The 24,219-nt window shown below is 47.7% G+C and carries 26 protein-coding genes and 3 tRNA genes; 16 read left to right on the top strand and 13 right to left on the bottom strand.

What is annotated here, in order from left to right:
• Position 1: 1 nt before the first annotated feature.
• From ACRC53_RS06980 to ACRC53_RS06970, 3 genes are read right to left on the bottom strand one after another with little or no spacing between them, the layout of a single operon-like run.
• Complete coding sequence (locus tag ACRC53_RS06980; RefSeq protein ID WP_438642770.1) at positions 2 to 1,009, bottom strand: HlyD family secretion protein; 1,008 nt, start codon at positions 1,007 to 1,009, stop codon at positions 2 to 4.
• A 52-nt stretch (positions 1,010 to 1,061) separates the two neighbouring features.
• A complete protein-coding gene (locus ACRC53_RS06975) occupies positions 1,062 to 1,286 on the bottom strand; it encodes a DUF1656 domain-containing protein (protein WP_438642769.1) in 225 nt (74 codons plus the stop codon).
• Positions 1,283 to 1,795 (bottom strand): MarR family winged helix-turn-helix transcriptional regulator, encoded by a 513-nt coding sequence (locus ACRC53_RS06970; RefSeq protein WP_438642768.1) that lies wholly within the window; start codon positions 1,793 to 1,795, stop codon positions 1,283 to 1,285. The genes ACRC53_RS06975 and ACRC53_RS06970 overlap by 4 nt, the downstream gene beginning before the upstream one ends.
• A gap of 230 nt (positions 1,796 to 2,025) precedes the next feature.
• On the opposite strand from ACRC53_RS06970, the gene rsmE reads away from it, so the two are divergent.
• The 4 genes from rsmE (at position 2,026) to ruvX (ending at position 4,890) form a co-directional block, all read left to right on the top strand.
• Positions 2,026 to 2,760, top strand: coding sequence for a 16S rRNA (uracil(1498)-N(3))-methyltransferase (rsmE, locus tag ACRC53_RS06965; RefSeq protein ID WP_438642767.1), 735 nt, complete (start codon positions 2,026 to 2,028; stop codon positions 2,758 to 2,760).
• A 15-nt stretch (positions 2,761 to 2,775) separates the two neighbouring features.
• Positions 2,776 to 3,723: a glutathione synthase gene (gene gshB, locus ACRC53_RS06960; RefSeq protein WP_438642766.1), complete on the top strand. Its 948-nt coding sequence runs from the start codon at positions 2,776 to 2,778 to the stop codon at positions 3,721 to 3,723.
• A 187-nt stretch (positions 3,724 to 3,910) separates the two neighbouring features.
• Complete coding sequence (locus ACRC53_RS06955; protein ID WP_438642765.1) at positions 3,911 to 4,474, top strand: YqgE/AlgH family protein; 564 nt, start codon at positions 3,911 to 3,913, stop codon at positions 4,472 to 4,474.
• The gene (ruvX, locus tag ACRC53_RS06950; protein WP_438642764.1) at positions 4,471 to 4,890 is read left to right on the top strand and encodes a Holliday junction resolvase RuvX; all 420 of its coding nucleotides are present in this window, start codon (positions 4,471 to 4,473) and stop codon (positions 4,888 to 4,890) included. Before ACRC53_RS06955 ends, ruvX begins: the two co-directional genes overlap by 4 nt.
• Before the next feature lie 68 nt (positions 4,891 to 4,958).
• Here ruvX and ACRC53_RS06945 read toward each other — a convergent pair whose 3' ends face one another.
• Together ACRC53_RS06945 and ACRC53_RS06940 are read right to left on the bottom strand one after the other, a co-directional pair.
• Positions 4,959 to 6,068: a PilT/PilU family type 4a pilus ATPase gene (locus tag ACRC53_RS06945; RefSeq protein ID WP_438630351.1), complete on the bottom strand. Its 1,110-nt coding sequence runs from the start codon at positions 6,066 to 6,068 to the stop codon at positions 4,959 to 4,961.
• Positions 6,052 to 7,155, bottom strand: a complete 1,104-nt coding sequence (locus ACRC53_RS06940; RefSeq protein WP_438642763.1) for a type IV pilus twitching motility protein PilT — start codon at positions 7,153 to 7,155, stop codon at positions 6,052 to 6,054. Before ACRC53_RS06940 ends, ACRC53_RS06945 begins: the two co-directional genes overlap by 17 nt.
• A gap of 23 nt (positions 7,156 to 7,178) precedes the next feature.
• On the opposite strand from ACRC53_RS06940, the gene ACRC53_RS06935 reads away from it, so the two are divergent.
• The 7 genes from ACRC53_RS06935 to hemW all read left to right on the top strand — a co-directional run bounded on the left by ACRC53_RS06935 (position 7,179) and on the right by hemW (position 12,168).
• Positions 7,179 to 7,883, top strand: a complete 705-nt coding sequence (locus tag ACRC53_RS06935) for a YggS family pyridoxal phosphate-dependent enzyme (protein WP_438642762.1) — start codon at positions 7,179 to 7,181, stop codon at positions 7,881 to 7,883.
• Positions 7,884 to 7,996: 113 nt separating this feature from the next.
• A complete protein-coding gene (proC, locus tag ACRC53_RS06930; protein WP_438642761.1) occupies positions 7,997 to 8,827 on the top strand; it encodes a pyrroline-5-carboxylate reductase in 831 nt (276 codons plus the stop codon).
• A gap of 24 nt (positions 8,828 to 8,851) precedes the next feature.
• Complete coding sequence (locus tag ACRC53_RS06925) at positions 8,852 to 9,406, top strand: YggT family protein (protein WP_438622394.1); 555 nt, start codon at positions 8,852 to 8,854, stop codon at positions 9,404 to 9,406.
• A 32-nt stretch (positions 9,407 to 9,438) separates the two neighbouring features.
• Positions 9,439 to 9,720, top strand: a complete 282-nt coding sequence (gene yggU, locus ACRC53_RS06920) for a DUF167 family protein YggU (protein WP_438642831.1) — start codon at positions 9,439 to 9,441, stop codon at positions 9,718 to 9,720.
• Between the two features lie 82 nt (positions 9,721 to 9,802).
• Positions 9,803 to 10,345, top strand: a complete 543-nt coding sequence (locus tag ACRC53_RS06915; protein WP_438642760.1) for a DUF4426 domain-containing protein — start codon at positions 9,803 to 9,805, stop codon at positions 10,343 to 10,345.
• Positions 10,346 to 10,436: 91 nt separating this feature from the next.
• Positions 10,437 to 11,030 carry an XTP/dITP diphosphatase gene (locus ACRC53_RS06910; RefSeq protein WP_438642759.1) on the top strand — a complete coding sequence of 198 codons (594 nt, stop codon included), beginning with the start codon at positions 10,437 to 10,439 and terminating at the stop codon, positions 11,028 to 11,030.
• Complete coding sequence (hemW, locus tag ACRC53_RS06905; protein WP_438642758.1) at positions 11,023 to 12,168, top strand: radical SAM family heme chaperone HemW; 1,146 nt, start codon at positions 11,023 to 11,025, stop codon at positions 12,166 to 12,168. The genes ACRC53_RS06910 and hemW overlap by 8 nt, the downstream gene beginning before the upstream one ends.
• Before the next feature lie 64 nt (positions 12,169 to 12,232).
• Here the strand turns inward: hemW and ACRC53_RS06900 are convergent, their stop codons facing one another.
• Entirely contained in the window at positions 12,233 to 13,036 is an 804-nt protein-coding gene (locus ACRC53_RS06900; RefSeq protein ID WP_438630973.1) for a class II glutamine amidotransferase, read from the bottom strand.
• A 27-nt stretch (positions 13,037 to 13,063) separates the two neighbouring features.
• A complete protein-coding gene (gene lpcA / locus ACRC53_RS06895; RefSeq protein ID WP_438642757.1) occupies positions 13,064 to 13,648 on the bottom strand; it encodes a D-sedoheptulose 7-phosphate isomerase in 585 nt (194 codons plus the stop codon).
• 436 nt (positions 13,649 to 14,084) lie between these two features.
• Here lpcA and fadE point away from each other — a divergent pair, with 436 nt between their 5' ends.
• Positions 14,085 to 16,529: an acyl-CoA dehydrogenase FadE gene (fadE, locus tag ACRC53_RS06890; protein WP_438642756.1), complete on the top strand. Its 2,445-nt coding sequence runs from the start codon at positions 14,085 to 14,087 to the stop codon at positions 16,527 to 16,529.
• Between the two features lie 373 nt (positions 16,530 to 16,902).
• Complete coding sequence (locus tag ACRC53_RS06885) at positions 16,903 to 17,526, top strand: hypothetical protein (RefSeq protein ID WP_438642755.1); 624 nt, start codon at positions 16,903 to 16,905, stop codon at positions 17,524 to 17,526.
• 177 nt (positions 17,527 to 17,703) lie between these two features.
• Here ACRC53_RS06885 and ACRC53_RS06880 read toward each other — a convergent pair.
• From ACRC53_RS06880 to dnaQ, 5 genes are all read right to left on the bottom strand, one after another.
• Positions 17,704 to 17,780, bottom strand: a tRNA-Asp gene (locus ACRC53_RS06880).
• 73 nt (positions 17,781 to 17,853) lie between these two features.
• A tRNA-Asp gene (locus tag ACRC53_RS06875) sits at positions 17,854 to 17,930 on the bottom strand.
• 73 nt (positions 17,931 to 18,003) lie between these two features.
• Positions 18,004 to 18,080 (bottom strand) — tRNA-Asp (locus ACRC53_RS06870).
• Between the two features lie 129 nt (positions 18,081 to 18,209).
• Positions 18,210 to 19,595 (bottom strand): hypothetical protein, encoded by a 1,386-nt coding sequence (locus ACRC53_RS06865; protein ID WP_438642754.1) that lies wholly within the window; start codon positions 19,593 to 19,595, stop codon positions 18,210 to 18,212.
• Positions 19,596 to 19,717: 122 nt separating this feature from the next.
• On the bottom strand, positions 19,718 to 20,449 hold the full coding sequence (dnaQ, locus tag ACRC53_RS06860; protein WP_438642753.1) for a DNA polymerase III subunit epsilon: 732 nt from the start codon (positions 20,447 to 20,449) through the stop codon (positions 19,718 to 19,720).
• Between the two features lie 69 nt (positions 20,450 to 20,518).
• On the opposite strand from dnaQ, the gene rnhA reads away from it, so the two are divergent.
• Complete coding sequence (gene rnhA, locus ACRC53_RS06855) at positions 20,519 to 21,010, top strand: ribonuclease HI (protein WP_438642752.1); 492 nt, start codon at positions 20,519 to 20,521, stop codon at positions 21,008 to 21,010.
• Here rnhA and ACRC53_RS06850 read toward each other — a convergent pair.
• The gene (locus ACRC53_RS06850) at positions 20,973 to 21,725 is read right to left on the bottom strand and encodes a class I SAM-dependent methyltransferase (protein ID WP_438642751.1); all 753 of its coding nucleotides are present in this window, start codon (positions 21,723 to 21,725) and stop codon (positions 20,973 to 20,975) included. The genes rnhA and ACRC53_RS06850 overlap by 38 nt on opposite strands.
• 67 nt (positions 21,726 to 21,792) lie before the next feature.
• On the opposite strand from ACRC53_RS06850, the gene gloB reads away from it, so the two are divergent.
• Both gloB and ACRC53_RS06840 read left to right on the top strand, forming a co-directional pair.
• Positions 21,793 to 22,557, top strand: a complete 765-nt coding sequence (gene gloB, locus ACRC53_RS06845) for a hydroxyacylglutathione hydrolase (RefSeq protein WP_438642750.1) — start codon at positions 21,793 to 21,795, stop codon at positions 22,555 to 22,557.
• 73 nt (positions 22,558 to 22,630) lie between these two features.
• Positions 22,631 to 24,175: a LysM peptidoglycan-binding domain-containing protein gene (locus tag ACRC53_RS06840; protein ID WP_438642749.1), complete on the top strand. Its 1,545-nt coding sequence runs from the start codon at positions 22,631 to 22,633 to the stop codon at positions 24,173 to 24,175.
• The last annotated feature ends 44 nt before the right edge of the window (positions 24,176 to 24,219 follow it).

Here is a 24,219-nt window from a genome sequence, read left to right as displayed (position 1 = left end):
ATTACTCTGCTTTTAAACTCACCGTCGCGGTTAGACCAGGTAAGATTTGCAGATCGCTAGGCCGCTTATCAAAAACCACTTTTATTGGGATGTTTTGTGCCAAACGTACCCAGTCAAATACTTTTGGTAAATTAGGTACAAGGCTATTTGCATTGCCCATATCTTGCGGATCAACGGCACTACCAATGCTGTCGACATGCCCTGGAATGGCCTGATTACCATAAGCCATCAGGGTAATATCGGCTTTCATTCCTGGCTTTATCTTTGCTAAATCAGTTTCAGAGAATGCCCCTTCTACCCACATATGTTCGGCATCCACTTGTGCAATCACAGGCTTACCCACTTGTGCAAAATCACCTGCATGATTATTAACAGCAGAGACAAAGCCATCTGCTGCGGCATATAAGCACGTACGATCTAAATCAAGTTGTGCTTTTGCCAACGTAACTCTAGCGGCCTGTAATAAGATATTATTTTTGCCCATAATACCCAGTTGTGCTTGTGCTTGTGCCTGTTTACTACGAGCTGCTTGTAAATCAGACAGTGTAATATTGACATCACGCTGGGCTTGATCGTAACTGCTTTGTGGCATTGTTTTTTGTTGCCATAAACGCTGTATACGCGATAAGTCTTTCAATGCATATTGATAACGCGCTTGGGCTGCCTCAACACTGGCACGTGCATTATTTACGCCCTCTTCTAACTGTTGGACTTGTTGTTGTGCATTTGCCAAGTCAACTTGGGCTTTATCTACCGCTAATTGATAGGGGCGTGGATCAATACGCAGCAGCAATTGCCCTTTTTTTATTGGCTGATTATCAGTCACAGCCATCTCTACAATCGTACCGCTAACTTCAGGTGCGAGTGATATAATATGAGCACGAACAACTGCATGGCGAGTCTGCGGTGAACTGGTATGATACTCATATGCGCCTACAATCATGAGCAGTGCAACGGCAATAATCCCCAGCGATACAAAAACCTTACGGCGACGGATATCTACGGACATAATCACTTCTTAAATAGTATTCGTTAAATTGAGATTCACCTGTGAAGCAGGCTTATTGATATAGCAAACTAAATAGCGCCAATAACGCACAACCACTAATCCAGAGTACTAAACGGGGATGCCATAGATGACGTAACCATTGGCGACGAGAAATAAAGTGAATCAATAACGACATCGTGATAAATGCCAATAAACCTAACATCACTAAACGTGGAATATAGATGTCAAAAAACACCACATCATGAGCAAGAAATGTATCAGAAAGAGACAGACTCATAGGGGATCACTTGTACTCATTAACTCATGTTCAATACCGGTTAATACTTGCCGTAACTGCTTTACGACTGCACTAAAATGTGCTGTTTCAAAACCCGTTAAGCCGCGATCAACCCGTTGCAAATATAATGGTAATTCAGTAGCCATAAAGGCATGTCCGGCTGCAGTTAAGTGCACATAAACCGAACGACGATCATCAGGATTTACCTGCCGTTCAACCATTCCTTGCCCTTCTAAAATCCCCAACTGTTTGGTAATAGAAGCACGTGCAACCCCTAATATTTGTGCTAAATCACTGGGTAAAAGTGCATGTCCCGGTGTCACAAAAAGTACGCGCAAAATATAAAAACGCCCCGCTTGTAGGCCAGATAGTTCGGCTATCTGCACTAAGCCTAGACGTAATTTATCCATTTCATCAAAAAAATCTATTGATAAGCGAATGCGTTCAAGATCAAGTTCTGGAAGATGTTTCTCACAATAATCTAATGTTAAACGATGTTGTATCGACACCGGTTTACCTCATCATAAATCCTCTGTTGAATGCCAGAACATATACTGCTTATCAATCTGATAATATTGAGGGCAACCATGCTCATATAGCTGGCTTCAAGTATAGTTAGCCAGCTAACTAACAGCAAGATCTAGATCACATAAAAACAAGTTTTGATACAAAGCAGCAGCGTCCTGAGAGGCATGTTAAAATGACCAGATCATTGACTACTACATAGCACTCGTGACCTATGCGCATACCCCGTATTTATCACCCTAATCCCATAGAACTTGGGCAAACTGTTGCACTCTCAGACGATGCGGCAAACCATGTCGGGCGCGTACTGCGCATGCGAGTAGGCGATCCGCTCGCACTGTTTGATGGCAGCAATCAGGTGTTCAGTGCCAGCATCACCGAAAACAGCAAAAAACAGGTACAGGTGAATATCACTGCCCAGCATATAGATGATCGTGAGTCACCTTTACAACTGCATCTTGGGCAGGTGATCTCACGCGGTGAAAAAATGGAGTTCACCATTCAAAAATCTGTTGAGTTAGGTGTGAACGTGATCACGCCGCTGATTTCTGAACGTTGTGGCGTTAAACTCGATGCTGAACGAATGGAGAAAAAAATCCAGCAATGGCAGAAAATTGCTATTGCAGCTTGCGAGCAGTGCGGCCGTAATACCGTGCCACTAATTCGCCCATTAATGAAACTTGAACAGTGGTGTGCAGAAGAAGATGGTAGCTTAAAACTAAATTTACACCCGCGCGCACGCTATAGCATTAATACGCTACCTACACTGCCACCAGCAGGTATACGTTTACTGATTGGCCCTGAAGGTGGGTTATCGGCAGAAGAGATAGAGATGACTGAAACTTATCATTTTACCGAAACGCTGCTCGGCCCACGGGTATTACGCACAGAAACTGCGGCGCTTACCGCGATTACTGCACTACAAGTTCGCTTTGGCGACCTCGGTTAAGTTTAAGGAGTACATATGATTAAGTTGGGTATCGTGATGGACCCGATTGCGGGTATCAACATCAAAAAAGACTCTAGCTTTGCGATGCTGCAAGAAGCACAAACACGCGGCTATCAATTGCACTATATGGAAATGGCCGATCTCTATTTAGAGCGTGGTGAAGCCAAAGCGCGTACCCGTATACTCACGGTGCAAAACGATAAACAGCACTGGTATGATTTTGGTACTGAGCAACATATCTCTCTGGGTGATCTTGATGTTATTTTAATGCGTAAAGACCCGCCGTTTGATACTGAATACATCTACGCAACCTATATTCTTGAGCGTGCCGAAGAGACAGGTACACTGATTGTCAATAAACCACAAAGCTTGCGCGATTGTAACGAAAAGCTGTTTACCGCCTGGTTTCCAGAACTTACACCAACAACGCTGGTTAGCCGCAGTGCTGACATGATCCGCACCTTCCATCAAAAGCATGGCGATATTATTCTCAAGCCGCTTGATGGTATGGGGGGAACATCTATTTTTCGTGTGAAAGAGAACGATCCTAATCTGTCAGTGATTATCGAAACCCTGACTCACTATGAGCAAAACTACTGCATGGCACAGACCTTTGTGCCGGCCATTACTGACGGTGACAAGCGAATTTTAGTGGTAGATGGTGAGCCAGTTCCGTACTGCTTGGCCCGTATCCCTAAACAGGGTGAAACACGCGGAAATCTGGCAGCCGGTGGCCGTGGCGAAGCACGCCCGCTGACCGAATCAGACTGGCATATCGCCCGCACTGTGGCTCCGATTTTAAAGCAAAAAGGGCTAATTTTTGTCGGTATTGACGTTATCGGCGATAAACTCACCGAAATCAACGTCACCAGCCCAACCTGTATCCGCGAAATTGAAGCGGCATTTCCGGTCTCGATTACCGCAATGTTGATGGATGCCATCGAAGCCCGCATCGCGCAATAATCTGCATAACCATGGCAAACAACCTGCGTAATAACCGCAAAAATGCCACTTAAACGCAGAGAGCATCAGGCGAAATCGGTTAAACCCTTCGCCTGATCTCAATGATAAATCATCACTGATAGGTGACTTACTCACCACAGCGCGGCATACTGCTTGCTGTATTGACAACGAGTGAACCCGACAAACAATGAACTTGCAAAACCATTTTCTTGTTGCCATGCCGGGCATGCAAGATCCGTTTTTCAAAAAATCCGTTATTTATATCTGTGAGCATTCATCCACTGATGGCGCAATGGGTATAGCTTTAACCCGTACCGCAGAGATGACCATTGAAGAGATGCTAACCCAAGTTGAGATCACACCTGAACCACGTGATATAAACAAGCGCCTTGACAAACAAGTGCTCGCCGGTGGGCCGATAGCGCCAGATCGTGGATTTATCCTGCATACGCCGTGTGATAAATTTGACTCTAGTATACAACTCTCTTCTGACGTGATGATCACCACATCAGGTGATATCTTGCGGGCACTAGGTACTGCCGAACAACCCGAGAATATATTGGTTGCTGTGGGTTATGCTGGCTGGGATAAAGATCAGCTCGAAGCTGAGATTAAAGAGAATGCATGGCTGATTGTCGAGGCTGATGCTGATATTTTATTCCATACTCCCATCAGTGAACGTTGGCAAACTACGGCTAAAAAGTTAGGCATTGATATTCGCCAAATCGCACTACAAGCAGGCCACGCATGAGCCGGACCATGATGGCATTTGATTTCGGTACCAAAAGTATCGGTGTTGCAATTGGGCAAGAGATTACGGCTACCGCAAGGCCGATAGCTTCACTTAAAGCCCGTGATGGTATTCCAGATTGGGCTCAAATAGAAAAGTTGCTCAACGAATGGAAACCTGATTTGGTGGTCGTCGGCTTACCTCTGAATATGGATGGCACAGAACAACCTGTAACGGCACTGGCCCGCAAATTTGCTAACCGGATCCATGGTCGATTTGGGCAGGCTATCGCATTGCATGATGAACGGCTATCTACCGTCGAGGCTCGCTCACACCTGTTTTCACACGGCGGTTATCGTGCACTTGATAAAGGCCGCGTTGATGCCACCTCCGCCAGCGTCATTTTAGAGAGCTGGTTTGAGCAAAATTTGGGGTAATCCCCACCCAACGGCGTTCCCTCCCGATAAGCCACTGACCTTATTCAGTGGCTTAAAACCCAATCCAGTTATCCCAAATCAACGGTAACGTTATCAAAGGTATTTTGCGAAAAATCTTCATCACCGTTACTGCGGATCTGCAAGCGTAAATCATTGGCTGACTCAGCATAGTGAATGGCATCGGTATAACTGATAAGCCCGCGGCGATACAGCTCATACAGTGATTGATCAAACGTACACATTCCTATTTCACTGTTGCGCGCCATGACCTCTCGCAGCTCAAACAGCTGATTTTTGCGCAGCAAGTCGGTCACCCGTGGTGTATTGATCAAAATCTCATGCACCAGCAAGCGTTTTCCCTGCACAATTCCTGGTACTAACTGCTGGCCAATAATTGCCCGCAGGTTATTGGATAAATCAAACAAAAATGCTTCACGGCTACTTTCGGGGATCATATGTACCATTCGCTCTAATGCTTGACTAGCATTGTTTGCGTGTAGTGTAGCGATACACAAATGGCCTGTTTCAGAAAATGAGACCGCATGTTGTAGAGTATCGCGCGCCCGAATCTCCCCCACTTGAATAACATCGGGTGCTTGACGCAACGCGTTTTTCAGCGCAATTTCATAGCTCTCGGTATCCATCCCCACTTCACGTTGCGTAATCAAACAACGCTTATTCGGGTGGATAAACTCTATCGGGTCTTCAACTGTTAGAATATGCGCCTGATCATACTGATTGCGGTATCCCAGCATCGCCGCCAGTGTGGTTGTTTTACCGCTACCGGTTGCCCCTACGACTAAAATTAACCCTTTACGGGTCATCGCCAGCTCACCGACTAATGGCGGTAAACCTAACTCATCAATCGTCGGAATATCGGTGCGGATATGACGAATCACCATACCCGGCAACTCACGCTGCCAAAACCCTGAAACACGAAAACGGCCAAATGGCCGAACCAGCGCCATATTGCCCTCTTTCAAGCGGCAATATTCCAAAAATCGGTCGGGCCCCATTGCTGCCCCCACCAGCTCGGTCACCGTATTAATATCCAACGGATCACCGTAAGCATTCAACTCATGGTTGATACGCAATTGCGCGGCAACATCAACGGAAATGTACAGATCTGATGCCCCACAGCGCAGCATCTCTTGCAGTAAATCATCCAGCGAAACCATGCCCCATCACTCCCGCGCTGCTGTTGTTATAACTGCCGCTGTTGCCGTTATTGATGCCATCCATCATGGAGTTCATCTTGCGCTGTGCTTCTTCCTGACGAATAACACCTTGATTAACTAGCGTGGTTAACGCCTGCTCTAACGTTTGCATGCCTTGCCGTGAACTGGTTTGCAAAATCGAGTAAATCTGATGGATTTTATCTTCACGGATCAGGTTACGAATGGCTGGAGTACCTAGCATGATTTCATGCGCTGCAACTCGACCACCGCCCTCTTTGCGCAGCAATACCTGTGAAATCACCGCTTTTAGTGATTCAGATAACATCGCCCGCACCATATCTTTTTCCGTGCCGGGGAATACATCCACAATACGGTCAATGGTTTTAGCGGCGGAACTGGTATGCAGCGTACCAAACACCAGATGTCCGGTTTCAGCCGCAGTTAAGGCTAAACGGATGGTTTCCAGATCACGCAACTCCCCCACTAAAATAACATCAGGGTCTTCACGCAGCGCCGAGCGCAATGCGGCACTGAAACTGTGGGTGTGCCGATGCACCTCACGCTGATTAACCAAACATTTATTACTGGTATGAATAAACTCTATCGGGTCTTCAATGGTCAGCACATGGTGGTGTTGGTGCTGATTCACATAGTTGACCATCGCCGCCAGTGTGGTTGACTTACCTGAACCGGTAGGGCCGGTGACCAATACCAAGCCACGCGGCTGCATGGCAATATTCCGAAACACTTCAGGCGCGTTTAATTGGTCTAATGTTGGTATATCTGTGGGAATAGTGCGAAGAGCGGCCGCAATGCCGCGCTGCTGCTGGTAGGCATTGACCCGAAAACGGCCAATACCGGCCAGTTCAAATGAGAAATCAAGCTCCATCTCGGTTTCGAAATCTCGGCGCTGCACATCATTCATAATGTCATACACCAGACGACGCACTTCGCGCCCGTCGAGAGAAGGCATATTAACGCGACGCACTTCACCATCAACACGAATCAACGGCGGATTACCCGCAGAAAGGTGCAGATCCGAGGCATTATGCTTTACACTAAAAGCCAACAGTTCTGTGATATCCATTTCATTTCCTTGAAAACAATAGCATGCGAAATATTAAAGAAAACCTAGACGCGATGAATCAACAAATTGCCGCTACCGCTGTAAAATGCGAGCGGTCTCCAGAATCTGTCACGCTGCTGGCGGTGAGTAAAACCAAACCAGTGAGTGCGGTACAAGAAGCTATTGCCGCTGGACAACGGGCATTTGGTGAAAATTATGTGCAAGAGGGGGTGGATAAAATCACTTTCTTTGCCACCGAACCTGAGGGAGCAGAGCTTGTCTGGCACTTTATCGGCCCACTACAAAGTAACAAAAGCCGTTTGGTGGCCGAAAATTTTGACTGGATGCACACCGTTGATCGCGCCAAAATCGCTCAACGCCTGAACGAACAGCGGCCAGCCGACAAAGCACCGTTAAATGTGCTAATTCAGGTCAATGTGAGTCAGCAAGCCAGTAAATCAGGGGTCGATTTCGCCCAAATTCAGCCATTAGCTGATCTGATCGCCACATTGCCGCACTTACAACTGCGTGGACTGATGACTATTCCTGAAGAAACGGCCACCTATGATGAGCAATATGCTGAATTTGCCCGTTTACAGGCAGCATTTGAACAGCTAAAGCTAACTCATCCAGAGGTCGATACACTCTCTATGGGAATGAGCAGTGATCTTGATGCGGCCATTGCCGCAGGCAGTACGCTAGTTCGTATTGGTACGGCTATTTTTGGTGCAAGAGCGTATTCGGTATAAGCTCAGTATAGGTGAATTGGTATACATTATTCGGTATAAACACGAAAATCAGTTGTGCGCTATGATACCGTTACCACGCCATACAAAAGCATAAAAAACAAGGAGTCATCAAGATGACAACGGAACAGGACTCTCCACACATTGCATTTTTAGGTGCAGGCAATATGGCGCAAGCCATTATTGCTGGGCTATGTAAAGCCGGTTATCCACCCCAAGCTATTTGCGCCACCAATCGAACCGCACAAACGCGCCACCAGTTAGGTGAGCGTTATGGTATTCGAACCGATACTTCAAACCTTGATGCAGCCAGCAATGCACAGGTGGTGGTGTTAGGTGTAAAACCGCAAAATATGGCCGAAGCGTTAATCACTTTGCATGATATGGATATGCGCGGAAAACTGGTCATTTCACTGGCTGCAGGTGTCTCTATCGCGCGCCTGCAACAACTGCTTCCTAGCGCGCAACGCATTATTCGGGTGATGCCGAACACGCCGGCACTGCTCGGTGCGGGCATGAGTGGTTTATATGCAGGAGCGGCCGTTACCGCTGCCGACCGCACATATGCCGAACAACTGCTGGGCGCGGTTGGAAAAATTTGCTGGCTAGCGGCTGAGAGCGACATTAACAGTGTGATTGCTGCATCAGGCAGTGCTCCTGCGTACTTTTTCTTATTTATGCAGGCGATGCAGGCCGAAGCACAGCAAATGGGATGCTCACCTGAAATAGCACGCTTACTGGTACAGCAGGCAGCACTGGGGGCGGCACGTATGGTTGATGAAAATCCTCAGCTATCACTTGAAGCCTTGCGAGCACAAGTCACCTCCAAAGGCGGCACAACGGCTGAGGCAATTCGGGTATTTAACGAAGAACATTTGGCAGAAACTGTTGCCAAAGCTATGCAAGCCGCGGTAAAACGCGCACAGGAAATGGAAAAACTATTTTAATTATCTTAACTGCAAGGCGTAGCGATGCAATCTTTAACTTTTTTGCTCAGTACCTTTATTGATTTGTACGTGTTTATTCTGCTGCTGCGCGTCTGGATGCAGGCGGCACGCGTTGATTTTTATAACCCGTTTTCACAGTTTGTTGTCAAAGCAACTCAACCCGTTGTTGCACCACTACGACGCCTCATTCCGGGTATCGGTGGCTGGGATATCGCGACTCTGCTACTGGTAGTGGTTATTCAGATCATCAAATTCCCGCTGATTGCAGTTGTGCAAACCGGTGCGGCATTCTGGAGTTCAGGCTATCTGCTGCTTGGTCTGCTGGCAACGGTAAAAGCCATCGGTAAGATGATCTTCTGGGTGTTGCTGATCCGAGCACTGCTGAGCTGGGTAAGCCAAGGCCGCAGCCCGATGGACTACGTGCTGTTCCAGCTCACTGAGCCTCTGCTTGCCCCACTGCGCCGAATTTTACCACCAATGGGTGGGCTGGATCTGTCGGTCATGCTGCTGTCAATTATCCTGATTGCACTGAACTATCTGGGCACTGACCTGTTCGGCTTCATCTGGCTGCAACTGTGAGTACAGCACCACACGCTGCGGTACAGCAGGATATCCACAATGAGGCGCTGATTTTGCGCCTCTATATTCAGCCGAAATCCAGCCGTGACCAGATAGTCGGGCTGCACGGTGAAGAGCTAAAAATTGCGATCACCGCCCCGCCCGTTGATGGAAAAGCCAATGCGCATCTCACCAAGTTTTTATCGAAACAGTTTCGCGTAGCCAAAGGGCAAATTTGTATCGAAAAAGGCGAACTTGGCCGGCATAAGCAGGTCAGAATAGCGCAGCCGCAGCAGATCCCCCCAGAGATAGAAAAACTGCTACTCTCTGACTGAGTATTTGCTGATGGTTGACTAAAACTATCGGTGACTAAAACTGCCGACTACTCATAATGCACGTGTTTCACGGAGGAAACAGATGCTGATTTCACCCAAACTCACCACTGACTGCCGCATACATCACAACAGCGCAAGTACTGGCGTATTACAAAGAGTACGCCAAGTTATCAGTCGACTCCTGTACGTTGTGTTTGCTGGTACGCTGCTGTTCGTTGGGCCGATTGCCCATGCCGAGCAACAACAACAGGTTGGCGGCCTTGAAGTGCATTACAGCGCCTTTCCCTCAACATTGCTTAGTCCAGCGATTGCCACCCAATACGGTCTAACCCGCAGCGCCTACCGTATTATTCTCAATGTGACGGCACTTGATCCCAATAAAGCGGGAAAACCGGCGCAAGCCATTGCGCTAACCGGTACGGCACAAAATCTGATCGGTAATACCCGTGAACTGAATTTTCGCAGCGTCCAAGAAGGTGAAGCACACTACTATCTGGCAGAAATTCCGGTCGTCAACGAAGAGACTTACCGCTTCTCACTGCAAATCAACCGTCCAAAAAACAGCCAAGAAACATTCAGCGGCGGTACATTACAATTCCAGCAGACCTTCTATACTGATCAATAACCGTTTTCTTCACCAACAATAGCTGACAGTCGGCCTGCGGCACGTTACCCTTTCTGAAATCAATTTTTCAGTCAGAATACAGGATTTTGTGATGCAAAAAGTGGTATTAGCAACCGGTAATCAGGGCAAAGTACGTGAAATGGCCGATCTACTGGCCAGCTTCGGTTTAGATGTCATCGCACAAAGCGAGTTTGGCATAGAGTCTGCTGATGAAACGGGCCTAACATTTATCGAAAATGCCATTTTAAAAGCACGCCACGCCAGTCGCCTGACCGGATTACCGGCGATTGCCGATGACTCCGGCCTTGCCGTGGATGTACTCGGCGGTGCTCCGGGGCTGTATTCAGCACGTTATGCCGGTGAACATGCCAGTGATACTGACAACCTAAACAAGCTGCTGACAGTGATAGCCGATGTTCCAGACGCTGAACGACGCGCTCGTTTTCACTGCGTGCTGGTCTATTTGCGCCATGCAGAAGACCCAACACCGCTGGTGTGCCATGGTCAGTGGGAAGGCGTTATTACCCAGCAAGCTGCCGGACAGGGTGGTTTTGGTTACGATCCGATCTTCTTTATCCCAGAATTAGGTTGTACGTCTGCTGAACTGCCTGCTGAACAGAAAAAAGCGGTTTCGCACCGTGCAAAGGCACTGCAAAAACTACGGGAAGCCATGGCTCATGCTTGAGTTACCTCCGCTCAGTTTGTATATCCATATTCCGTGGTGCGTGCAGAAATGCCCGTACTGTGATTTTAACTCACACGCTCTCAAAGAGGGGTTGCCAGAAGCTGAATACATTGAGCACCTGCTCAATGATCTGCGCGCAGATTTACCGCTGGCAGGCGGGCGCACAGTGAGCACTATTTTTATCGGTGGTGGTACTCCAAGCCTGCTGTCAGCCGAAGCGATGCAACAACTGCTCGACGGTGTGCGAGCCCTGATTCCGGTCGCCCCTGATGCCGAAATTACCATGGAAGCCAATCCCGGAACGGTAGAAGCAGATCGTTTCACCGGTTATCAGCAGGCTGGCATCAACCGTATCTCTATCGGTGTACAAAGCTTTTCCAGTGAAAAGCTGCAACGTCTTGGGCGGATACACGGGCCGGAAGAGGCAGTGCGAGCGGCAACACTGGCTACCCAACTGGGGCTGCGCAGCTTTAACCTTGATCTGATGCATGGCCTGCCCGACCAGACCCTTGAAGAGGCCTTGAGTGATCTGCAACGCGCTATCAGTCTCGCTCCACCACATATTTCGTGGTATCAATTGACCATTGAGCCTAACACGCTGTTTAACTCACGCCCGCCAACGCTGCCGGATGAGGACATGCTGTGGATGATTTTCGAACAGGGCCATGCTTTACTGACGGCTGCAGGTTACGAGCAGTACGAGATCTCTGCCTATGCCAAACCGGGGTACCAGTGTCAGCACAACCTGAACTACTGGCGTTTTGGTGACTACATTGGCATTGGCTGTGGCGCGCACGGAAAGTTTACCTTTGATGATGGCCGTATTTTGCGCACAGTAAAAACACGGCATCCACGCGGTTACATGCAAGGCCGTTATGTTGATAACCACAGCCCAGTACCGGAAAATGATCGGCTATTTGAGTTTTTCATGAACCGTTTCCGGTTGCTTGAGCCTGCACCACGCGCTGATTTCCCACTGTTCACGGGTCTGAGTGAACAGAGTGTACGTCCGGCACTTGATCAGGCGATCCGCTCAGGTTATATCATTGAAACTGACAGTACATGGCAGCTCACCGAGCACGGTAAGTTGTTTTTAAACTCACTGTTAGAGCTGTTTTTGATGCCTGATGAAATTTAGTTTATCAATCAATGGCCAAGTAATAAGCCTGATACGCACGTCAAGTGCCGTATCAGGCTTGCCCTCACACCCTAGCAATTAACTCTCCCATCCGAAACAGGCAATAATCCCCTTCCGGAATTGGCTGCCACACCTCATCGTGGGTAAGCGGCAGTGTTGCTATTAGGGTGACAACATCGTTCGCCGTTGTCTCTTGCTGAAAGTCGATCACCACATCTTCATCGAGCAGTGTAGCTCGGCCAAATGGCGCGCGACGGGTCAGCCAGTGTAATCGGGTAGAGCAAAAGGCCATCACAAACTCGCCGTCAGAGAGCAGCATATTAAACACGCCGAGACCTTTTAACTGCTCGCATAACGTCGCGATATATGCAAACAACGCAGGCCACTGGTTAAATGCCGGATCTGCCGGTGAATCAGCACCCACAGCCGAGGCATAGCGCAATTCAAGCTGATTAAGCAGCCAGCAAAATGCATACTCGCTATCCGTATCACCAACCGGTCGGTGGCGGCCGGTCGGCAATTGCGTAAAATCGGTCAACTGCCCGTTGTGGGCATAAGTCCAATAACGCCCCCATAACTCACGGGTAAACGGATGAGTATTTTCCAGTGAAACCGGCCCGCTGTTAGCCTGACGAATGTGTGCCACTACCGCGCAAGATTTAATCGGGTAATCTTGCACCAATTGCGCAATACGCGATTGTGCGCTGGGCAGCGGATCTTTAAACGTGCGAAAGCCACGCCCTTCGTAAAAGGTGATCCCCCAACCATCTTTATGCGGGCCAGTTTGCCCACCGCGCTTGGCTAGCCCTGTGAAGCTAAAGCAAATATCGGTCGGTACATTGGCGCTCATCCCGAGCAATTCACACATCAGCCACTCCTTTTATACCGCCGGTGTTTATTCCGCGGCGGCCATTTCCTTCTCAATCAACTGAATCATAATATGGATCACCTTAATATGGATCTCCTGAATACGATCGGCATAACCAAAATGAGCAACCCGCACCTCTACATCCGCACTACCTGCCATTTTGCCGCCATCTTTACCGGTTAATGTCAGAACTTTCATGCCTTTAGCTCGTGCAGCCGCAATTGCTTTAATGATATTGGCCGAATTCCCTGATGTTGAGATCCCGAGCAATACGTCACCCTCACGTCCAACCGCCTCGACATAGCGCGAAAAAACATGATCATAACCAAAATCATTTCCCACACAGGATAAATGGCTCGGATCAGAGATAGCAATGGCCGGATAACCTGGGCGATTTTCACGATAACGGCCGGTCAGCTCTTCGGCAAAGTGCATAGCATCACAATGTGATCCCCCATTACCGCATGACAAGACTTTACCGCCCGCACGAAACGCATCAGCAATCAGCGTGGCTGCGGCTTCAATACTGGCAATATTAGCTTCATTGGCCAGAAAATCATTCAGAACCGTGTGCGCTTCATTAAGTTCATTGCGGATCAAATCATGGTACATCGGAAAACCTCTCTCATTCTTTGTTGGCATACATTGTTTTTATGACCAACATGCAGGGCTTACCGTGACCTTCTGTCAATAGAGGCTCGGTAAGTTAAGCAAGGTAACACTGCAAACAATACGCAATAACACGAATCATCCGCATCCTACTGGCAGTGTACCGAATCTGTAAAAAAGGGAGAAGAAAACTCAGCCCTCGGTATCATAAACTTGCTCAGCGCACAGTTTATGTAATCAAAATGTAAACAACTTGATGAATGTCATCATTTGGTCTAAAACAGATCATAAGAGTCAGGTCAGACCTCTGACCTAATCGAACCTGATGAGCTTTACCGGATGTTGGCTCACTTCCTGTCTCTCAAGCCGTTGTAGCAGACAATACGGTCTCTGCTACCACCGTTTCAGACATCATAGCCCCTGACTTCAAGGAGCGATCATGGCATTGCTACTCACATTTGTGTTTTTTATCGGTATTTTCGGTCTGCTGGCCTATCACCGAATCAAGCTTTATCAATCTGCACTGATTTTAGTCGGTTGTGCGCTGCTGACGGTTCCTTTGCAGCTAATTTCACTCTGGGTATGGCTACTGGTCTTACTGGTTATCGGATCGATAAACATCGCCCCTTTGCGCCGCCGAATGTTCAGCTTGCCGGCACTGAAAGCATTTCAGCGTATCATGCCAAGCATGTCAAAAACCGAGCAAGAGGCGCTCGAAGCAGGAACAACATGGTGGGAAGGTGAACTGTTCCGTGGGAAACCTGACTGGTCAGTACTGCATGCCTACCCGATTCCTACGCTCAGTGATGAAGAGCAGGCATTTCTTGATGGGCCGGTCAACACACTGTGCCAAATGACCAATGATTTTCAGATCACCCATGAGCTGGCAGACCTGCCGCCCGAGATCTGGCAGTACCTCAAAGATCAGCGTTTTTTTGCTATGATCATTCAAAAACAGTATGGGGGATTAGAATTCTCTGCCCATGCCCAGTCACTGGTTTTACAAAAACTGGCTGGCGTTTCCAGCGTACTGGCCTCAACGGTCGGCGTACCCAATTCGCTTGGCCCCGGTGAGCTATTGCAACACTACGGCACGCCAGCGCAAAAAGAGCACTATCTACCACGCCTTGCCTGTGGTGAAGAGATCCCCTGTTTTGCCCTGACCAGCCCAGAAGCCGGATCAGATGCCGGTGCAATTCCCGATACCGGCATCATCTGCCGTGGAACATGGCAAGGCGAAGAGATCTTAGGCATGCGCCTGACATGGAACAAACGCTATATCACACTGGCCCCTGTCGCAACTGTGCTCGGATTGGCCTTTAAGCTGTACGATCCCGAGCATTTATTGGGGATCTCTGAAGATTTAGGCATTACTTGCGCCTTGCTCCCAACGGATACCGATGGCGTACAAATTGGTCGACGCCATTTTCCATTAAATATTCCGTTTCAAAATGGGCCAACACAAGGGCAGGATGTCTTTGTACCGCTCGACTATATTATCGGTGGGCAAACCATGGCCGGACAAGGCTGGCGAATGCTAATGGAGTGCCTCTCGGTCGGACGTGGTATTACCCTGCCTTCCAATACCACGGGCGGAACCAAAAGCGCGGCACTGGCTACCGGCGCATACGCACGGATACGCCGCCAGTTCAAAATGCCGATTGGCTACATGGAGGGCATAGAAGAGCCACTCGCCCGAATTGCCGCGCACACCTATCTACTCGATGCCGCCGCAACCCTGACCACCACCGCCATTGATTTGGGCGAAAAACCGGCCGTTATTTCAGCAATCGTGAAATACCACTGTACCCACCGCGCACAGCGTTGCGTGATTGATGCTATGGATATTGTCGGCGGAAAAGGGATCTGCATGGGGCCGAATAACTTTCTGGCCAGAGCCTATCAAGGCGCACCGATTGCCATTACCGTTGAAGGGGCAAACATTCTCACCCGCAGTATGATTATCTATGGGCAGGGCGCAATTCGCTGCCATCCGTATGTACTGGCTGAAATGAGTGCAGCCAAGAGCAGTGGCTCACTGGCTGTTAAGCAGTTTGATGATGCACTATTTGGTCATCTGGGTTTTGCCCTGAGCAATACGGCCAGTACACTTTGGCTAGGTTTAACCGACGGACGTACCAGCGCGGCCCCTAAACAGGCCCGCACCTTAACCCGCTACTACCAGCGTCTAAACCGTTTATCGGCCAACCTTGCCCTGCTCTCTGATGTCAGCATGGGTGTCCTTGGTGGCAGTTTAAAGCGCCGAGAGCGTTTGTCGGCACGGCTGGGCGACCTACTCAGCTATCTGTTCCTCTCTTCAGCCGCACTCAAACGTTTTGCTGACGATGGCTCCCCTGAAGCTGACCTCCCTCTGCTGGAGTGGAGCTTGCAAGATAACCTCTATCTGGCCCAACACGCTATTGATGAAATACTGCAAAACTTTCCGCAACCGGCTATCGCCAAAGTACTCAGATTTTGCCTGCTGCCGCTCGGAAAAACCTACCGCCGCCCGAATGATCAACTCGATCACCAGCTGGCCCGTATTCTACAAACACCCAGCGCGACCCGCAGCAGGCTCGGGCGCAACCAGTTCTTACAAAACTGCCCGCATAACCCTGCCGGCCGTTTAGAGCAGGCTTTAGAGGATGTACTGCTTGCAGAAACCATTCTCAACCGTCTGCGTCAAACTACGGGGGAAAATCACCCGCTAATGGCACTCGATAAACTGGCTGAAAATGCGCTGCAAGCCGGTACTATCTCCACACACGAAGCCGAACTGCTGCACCGTGCCGAACAGGGGCGTTTATACGCCATTAATGTAGATGATTTTGCCCCACATACACTGGCGGCATGCAATATTGATAAAAAAACACAGGCTATTTAGCAAGCACAATTGAGTGATCCATCATCGGGTTAGATAACCACATTACTGGCTACTTTTTTGTGCTAGATACTGATTATTTGGCTGTTATAGATACAATAATATCTCACTGTAACAGCAAATAATGTAATTTATCTCGCGCTTTTGTGATGCACAAAATCGTTTTTTTAACCAAATCACCACAAAATAAATAACAGGATGTACACTGAAAAGAGCGGTCTGTATTAAAGAATAGGCAATCAATAAATGCCCCCTATTAGGCAGTAAGTTGACTGACCACAAAGGCCAAAGACAGTAGCAAGTCAAGAGGGATCACATTATGGTATATCTGCCCATGGAGCATAGGCAAACATCGATACTGCTTGCAACATCTAGCATGAAACCTGCCTCATCTAATCCTATTGAGACATATCAAGAACATCATGCCCAGTTGCAATCAGCCACTCAACAAATAGCCTATCAGCATACTTGCTATCGCCATAGTCAGCGATCACTGTCCACACATCCGACACTGACATTAGTTGCTGGTATGGTGCGTCACCGCCATCCACGCTATGTACATGCATTTCAGCAAGGAAAAGCGCACTGGTATCACTTACCTGTTAGTACTAGCCAACGGCAACAAATTTCAACTGCTATGATGTCAGCTATTCGCTATTGCGCAATTGCTGTGCCAGGGGCCGATATGCGGGTACAAAAAATCCAGACTGTTTACCCAGTGCTCAGTATTCATCTTGTATCACGCAATCAACTCACGGCTGAACAAACGGGCAGCTATCAAGAGTATCCCTCAACCGATAAACAGTATTGGCTGTTTGAACTGGGTAAAGCACAATACTTACCGCATGCTATCCTCAAACCTAATACCACTGATTTTAGTTTTAAACTCACTGACTATATGGCCCTACAGAACAATGTAGCATGGCAACACTTGCCACCAGCATCTTCTGCTCAAAAAGCACATTTAACGGAAGGGCATCGTGAAAAACACAGCCATTGAGTGATTACACACGCTGACATTGTGTAGACAAGCAAATAAGATAATTATTATTTTCAGCACATTGCTTATTGGAAAATAAAAATCAGAGACAATGGAAATAGCAGAAATATTAAGCGAATTATACTGATAATCGATACAAAAAAGCCCTGAACATAAGTTCAGGGCTTTTTTTAATATTGGCGGAGCGGACGGGACTCGAACCCGCGACCCCCGGCGTGACAGGCCGGTATTCTAACCGACTGAACTACCGCTCCGCGAAACTGCTTTGAAGCTTATGCTTCAATTATGTTGCCCTGTTCATGGGAGGCAAAATAATTTTAAATAAATTGGCGGAGCGGACGGGACTCGAACCCGCGACCCCCGGCGTGACAGGCCGGTATTCTAACCGACTGAACTACCGCTCCGCGAAACTGGTGTGAAGCTTGTGCTTCGATTACCCTGCTCTGTTCATGGGAAGCAGAATAATATCAAATTAAGTGGCGGTGTGGACGGGGCTCGAACCCGCGACCCCCGGCGTGACAGGCCGGTATTCTAACCAACTGAACTACCACACCGCTCAAATGCTTGCCGTCGCAAGCGGGGCGAATATTACGATTCACACGTTATTCAGTCAATCATTTTCTCTAAAAAAAACAATGAACCACATCATCTGACGATAAAAACAACAAAAGCTGTAACTCATATCACTTTTTTGCAGAGAAATCTCGTTGGCCCACGTGTGTTTGTGCCAACACTTGCCGTTGTAATGCTGATAATGCTTTACGCCGTTGTACCTGCTTGCGCCAACGTCCCCCCCCCCACACACTCAATGCAACAATAAGTGCCAATAATGAGCTGCCAACTAATACCCATTGCATCCGTTGCACACCTTGCTGTTGGGCACGTGCTGACGATAATGCAAGCTCAGACAATATTTGTTGTTGTGCATCTTGTTCTGCTTGTTGTTGATCCCTTTGCATTTGCTGTCGCTCTTGTACAGCAGCGTTAGTCACCACACGAAAGCGTTGTGTAGGTAACAGTAACGATACCCTACACCGATCTATTGTCTGTAAATATGCCCATGTTTGTAAGCTGTAATGCCCTAATTGCGCACGATAAGGCAGTGATACCCGAACGTTGTACCCCTCTTTTTCAGCTTGCCCACGATAACCAATGGTCGCTAACTCCTCAGGCAAATGCTCTTCTACTTGCACATGTAACGAACCTGCAGCGACAGTGGTAGAGTCAGCCAACAACGTTAACCTATGCTGCTGATTGGGTGAGTGTACTTGCGTAAACAGCACTTTTAACGGTAATGCTTTCACCTCAACCCATTGCCCACTGTCTGGGAGTGTTACCCCTTCACCAGTACGCAATTCAACCCAGTAGTACCCGATAGGCATCGTCAACGCTAATTGCTGGCTAAATATCCCATCACCGGCAATAGCATCTACTCCAACCCCATTATCTTCTAAACGCCCTGCACTGAGTGGTGAATTGGTTAGGAGTTCACGTTTTGCTTTACGATTATCTGGCAAAGACAATTGCGCCTTTTCAACCGAGGTTAACTCTCCTAATGGAATAAATACCGTATGTAACGCGGTATTCTCAAGCAGTTCAGGGGCAATAACACTCTGATTACCTTGAGCTAAACGGGCTGAAAAGGTGAGCTGTTCATGCTGATATAGTGTCATTGGTAAGTGGTCAGCTTGAATGCGAATATTTGAAAAGGTCTGCACATTCAACACTGTTTGGCCTTCAGCTAACACTTGCCATGGCCCAACCATTGGCGCAGTAATCGTAATCAACTCATGCGTATCAGAGCGCCACCACTGCACATTATCAGTAGGATCACGGGCAAACAGCTTGCTACCATCAGGTTGTACCAGTGTCAGTGGTTCAGCATTGCTTTTACGAGTAATCACAAGAGTCAAATGGGGTGTCTCTGTATCAAGACGAAACCGATGAGCTAACACAGAAGCAGATGACAGTACTGTTGACGATAGCGACACGGTTGATGATGACAGTGTTGATGTAGTGGTAAATAAAGGCTCGTTTTGTGCCAGCAGTTCGGTAGAAAAAAATATCAACAGAATACCGCAAAGCTTTAAAAGCACTTGTTTGGGGGATACACAGCAGTACCGGTAAAGCATTGTGCCAAATGCATCATAATAATGCTGAAATTGCCGATACTGCATACCCTCTCCCACTGTTAACTACGCCACAAACATGAGCCCCCTTTTTTCTCAATCAGATCCAACCGAGACTCGTGTGCTTGTACTTCATCGGCAGATGCATGGATAACCTTTAGTGCCAATTCTGCAGAGATGGTGCGTTGTTTCTCGCCGCCAAATTCCGCATTAGCCCCTTCGGTTTCAGCAGAAAATGCCAGCGATGTTTGCCCGCCGGTCATCAGCAAATAGACATCGGCCAAAATCTCGGCATCAAGCAATGCCCCGTGCAGCGTACGGTGACTGTTATCTATGCCGTAGCGATCACACAATGCATCAAGGTTATTTCGCTTACCGGGAAATATTTTTCGCGCCATCACCAGCGTATCGGTGATCCGGCAGAAGGTGTCAGTTTTGCTGATCCCACGTTTTAGCAGACCAAACTCATAATCCATAAAGCCGATATCAAACGGTGCGTTATGAATCACCAGCTCAGCACCGCGAATAAAATTCAGAAAATCATCCGCAACCGCCGCAAACATCGGTTTATCATGCAAAAAAGCATCAGTAATACCGTGAACTGCAATCGCTTCAGGATCAACCAAGCGATCGGGTTTGATATACGCGTGAAAATGCCGCCCCGTTAAACGGCGGTTCACAATCTCTACCGCACCAATTTCAATAATCTTGTGCCCTTCATAGTGCACACCTAGCTTATTCATACCGGTGGTTTCGGTATCTAGTACAACAATTCGGTTCAAATCTGTGCTCATAGCCGTATTTATGTCAGACTTCTGGTTTATGAAAACAACAACCATTCGGCACGTTGCCGCGTGATCATAATGAGTCTACCCATCATGCAAGAGAGACAAAAACAGGTAGCACTGTTTACCGATGGATCATGTCTGGGCAACCCCGGCCCAGGCGGTTACGGTATTGTACTGCGTTACCGTCAGCACGAAAAACATGTGAATGCCGGATACCGGCTCACCACCAACAACCGTATGGAGCTGCTGGCCGCAATTGTTGGGCTTGAGATGCTCACCGAACCGTGTCAGGTTTCAGTGACCACTGATAGTCAGTACGTCCGACAAGGGATCACCAGTTGGATCCATAACTGGAAAAAACGTGGCTGGAAAACCGCCGATAAAAAGCCAGTAAAAAATGCCGACCTTTGGCAACGCCTTGATAAAGCCGCCGCCGTACATCAAGTTGAATGGCTGTGGGTAAAAGGTCATGCCGGACACCGTGAAAACGAAATTTGCGATCAACTGGCCAGAGAAGCAGCCGAAAATCCTACCCTTGATGATACTCAGTATCAGCCGGAGAAGTGATACTCTGGCACGCACCGACAGGATAGATTACCCGTGAAGGCGAAACATTGCGGGTTGATCCATTAAACATTAATGGGATTGTTCGTTTGCGTGCCACAATCAATCGCAGCCCACTTAATGCTGGTAAATGGCCATTACAAAAATCGCTAAAACGCCCTGTTCCCGTATGCCATGGAAACGGCATAAATGCCTCGGTGTGGATCACCTCATAGTTAAGTAGATAGAGCCAATCCATAATTCGAAACGGTGCAAACATTCGGCATTGATAAGGGAAGCGCCGCCGTAACAGCGGTAAGCAATGGCCAACCCCCAATAAACTCATTGGGTTACAGTCAATCATGATCAGATAACCATCATCAATCAGTACCCGATCAACTTCTCGCAACAACGCATGCGGATCATTAGCATAATCAAGCGTAAAAGCCAGCAGTGCAGCGTCAAAGGTTTTTTGTAAAAACGGCAAACAATCTACATGTGCCACTACATGTACATCTGGTGCTTCTGGCGCAAGTGCAACTTGATGCGATAACTGCGCAGCAGAAGTATCAAGATCTGCACTGAGCGCACCGAGTTTTAACAAATGCTGTCCAAAAATTTTGCCCCACCAAGGTGTAAGGTGTGCGTGAATTAACTGACGGTAACACTCACCTTGTACAATCATTGACCAGCTTAGAGGGGGTTGTATCACACGAGATGTACGAACAGGACGTATCACTCTATTATCCTCTCTTATTTTTACCCACAATACTGGATTACCGTAGGCAATATCAGGAGAACATACCATGTTAATCAGCATACCTGCGTTGCAAGATAATTACATCTGGCTGTGTTGTATCGATAACAAGCACGCTGTTATTGTTGATCCTTCACAAGCGGCCCCTGTGATTGACACCATCACTGCCCAACAACTTAACTTACACGCCATTTTACTCACACACCATCATGCCGATCACACCGGTGGGGTTGCCGAGCTCACAGCGCGCTATCCTGATGTTTGTGTATATGGCCCACAAGAGACTCAACACAAAGGGGCTAAGATATTGGTCTGTGATGGCGATACTCTTTCGCTACCCACTGCGGCACAACAATGGCAAGTTATTGGCACGCCTGGGCATACACTTGGCCATGTTTGTTACTACAACGCACAACAGGGTATTTTATTCAGTGGTGATACTCTTTTTTCAATGGGCTGTGGGCGGCTATTTGAAGGTACGGCAGAGCAGATGTATCACTCATTACAAACACTCAGTGCACTTCCATCAAACACTTTAGTTTGCTGCGCACATGAATACACCTTGGCTAATTTACGTTTTGCCTGTGCTATAGAACCGAATAATCTTGCATTGAAAGAGTATCAAAAACACGTTGAACAAAAGCGGTTGGCACAACAACCGAGCCTGCCTGTCAGTTTAAAAATAGAAAAAGAATTAAACCCTTTCTTACGTTGTGATGATACAAAACTGAGATCTGTATTACAAAAAAAGGGCGCTCCAGACAAAAACAGTCTGTTTTTTGCACAATTACGTGCGTTAAAAGATCAGTTTTAGATGATAAGGTTGTCAGCCTAGGATTAGACAAGTATTATTGCACATCTTTTAATCAACAACCGACCGAGATAACATGAAGATACGAGCATTGGTCCTCGTCTCTGTGTTGTTGGCCGGCTGTCAGGCGCCGCATGCGTCGACGCCGTATCCGAACACGAAGACTTCGTCAGTTCGTGCAACTGATACTCGCACCTCTCAAGCCTCATCACAGTGGGCAACAACAGACCTGGCACAGCAACAGGGCGTGTGGGATTACATCGGCAGTACGCTAAAAATACCGGTACCTAATAACGAACGGATCCGCAGCCAAAAAGCGCGCTACTTGCGTAATAAGAGTCATCTCCAACGTGTGACAGAGCGTTCTGAACCTTACCTTTACTGGATTGTCGAGGAAGTAAAAAAACGCAACATGCCGATTGAAGTCGCATTGTTACCCATGGTGGAGAGTGCTTTTGATCCCAACGCAACCTCAAGTGCAAATGCCACTGGTTTATGGCAGATTACCCCAGCGACAGGCCGAAATTATGGGCTTGATCAAAACTGGTGGTACGATGGTCGCCGTGATATTGGTGCATCAACCCGTGCAGCACTCGATCTATTACAACGTCTCAACAAAATGTTTGACGGTGATTGGACCATGACCTTAGCAGCCTATAATGCTGGTGAGGGGCGTATTCTTAAAGCGATTAAAGCAAATAAAGCACGCAATAAGAAAACTGATTATTGGTCACTCGATTTACCGCGTGAAACTGCACTGTATGTCCCCAAAGTATTAGCGTTAAGTGATATTGTGCGTCATGCTGATAAATATGCACTTAAGTTACCGCATATTGATAAATCAAGTGCTCTGGCAAGGGTCAACGTTGGCCAACAATTTGATATGAACTCTGCCGCGCAAGTAGCGGGTATGTCAGTTGATGAGTTACAAGCACTAAATCCAGCTTATACAACACGGGCAACTGCGCCTACCGGTCCGCATTATTTAATGCTACCGAAAAAGAAAGCGAAACAGTTTAAAAAAGCGATACAAGAGCACGAAGATATTTCACTTACTGCGGTTCGGCACAAAGTGCAGTCAGGTGAAAGTATTGATATTTTAGCGCGTCGTTACGGTGTTTCTGCGCTTGATATTAAACAACTTAATGAATTAAATGGCGCGGGTATTCGACGCGGTCAATATGTTTTGCTGCCCATAACCCGCAGTACATACCTTGCCAAAACTTCAGCCAGTGCGCAACGTGATACTTTTGCTTTAGCTACAACACCAAAAACGAAAAGTGCCACAACCCAATCTTATACTGTACGCAATGGCGATACACTCTCAACAATAGCAAATCGTCATAAAATGAGTGCGCGTGAGTTAGCCAAACTCAACAACATAAACAGTAATAGCCATTTAAAAGCGGGACAAACATTGAAAGTGAGTGCAAGCTCACGCAATGCGACAACTACCAGTAGCCTCGCGCGCTCTTATAAAGCAAAAAAAGGTGATTCATTCTACAGCATTGCGCAAAGACACGGCGTTGATGTTGCTGATTTACTGCGCTGGAACGATATGAACCGCAAAAGTGTGTTAAAACCTGGCACTGTTTTAAAGGTCAATAAAACAAAGAGTTAAAGAGATAACACTCTCTTTCTCTGCGAATTAAAATGAAGCACTCA

Source organism: Plesiomonas sp., assembly GCF_051652165.1.
Taxonomy (GTDB): domain Bacteria; phylum Pseudomonadota; class Gammaproteobacteria; order Enterobacterales; family CAMTGL01; genus Plesiomonas.
The sequence above is the reverse complement of the archived record's forward strand: the minus strand, read 5'-3'. Positions and strand labels throughout refer to the sequence as shown.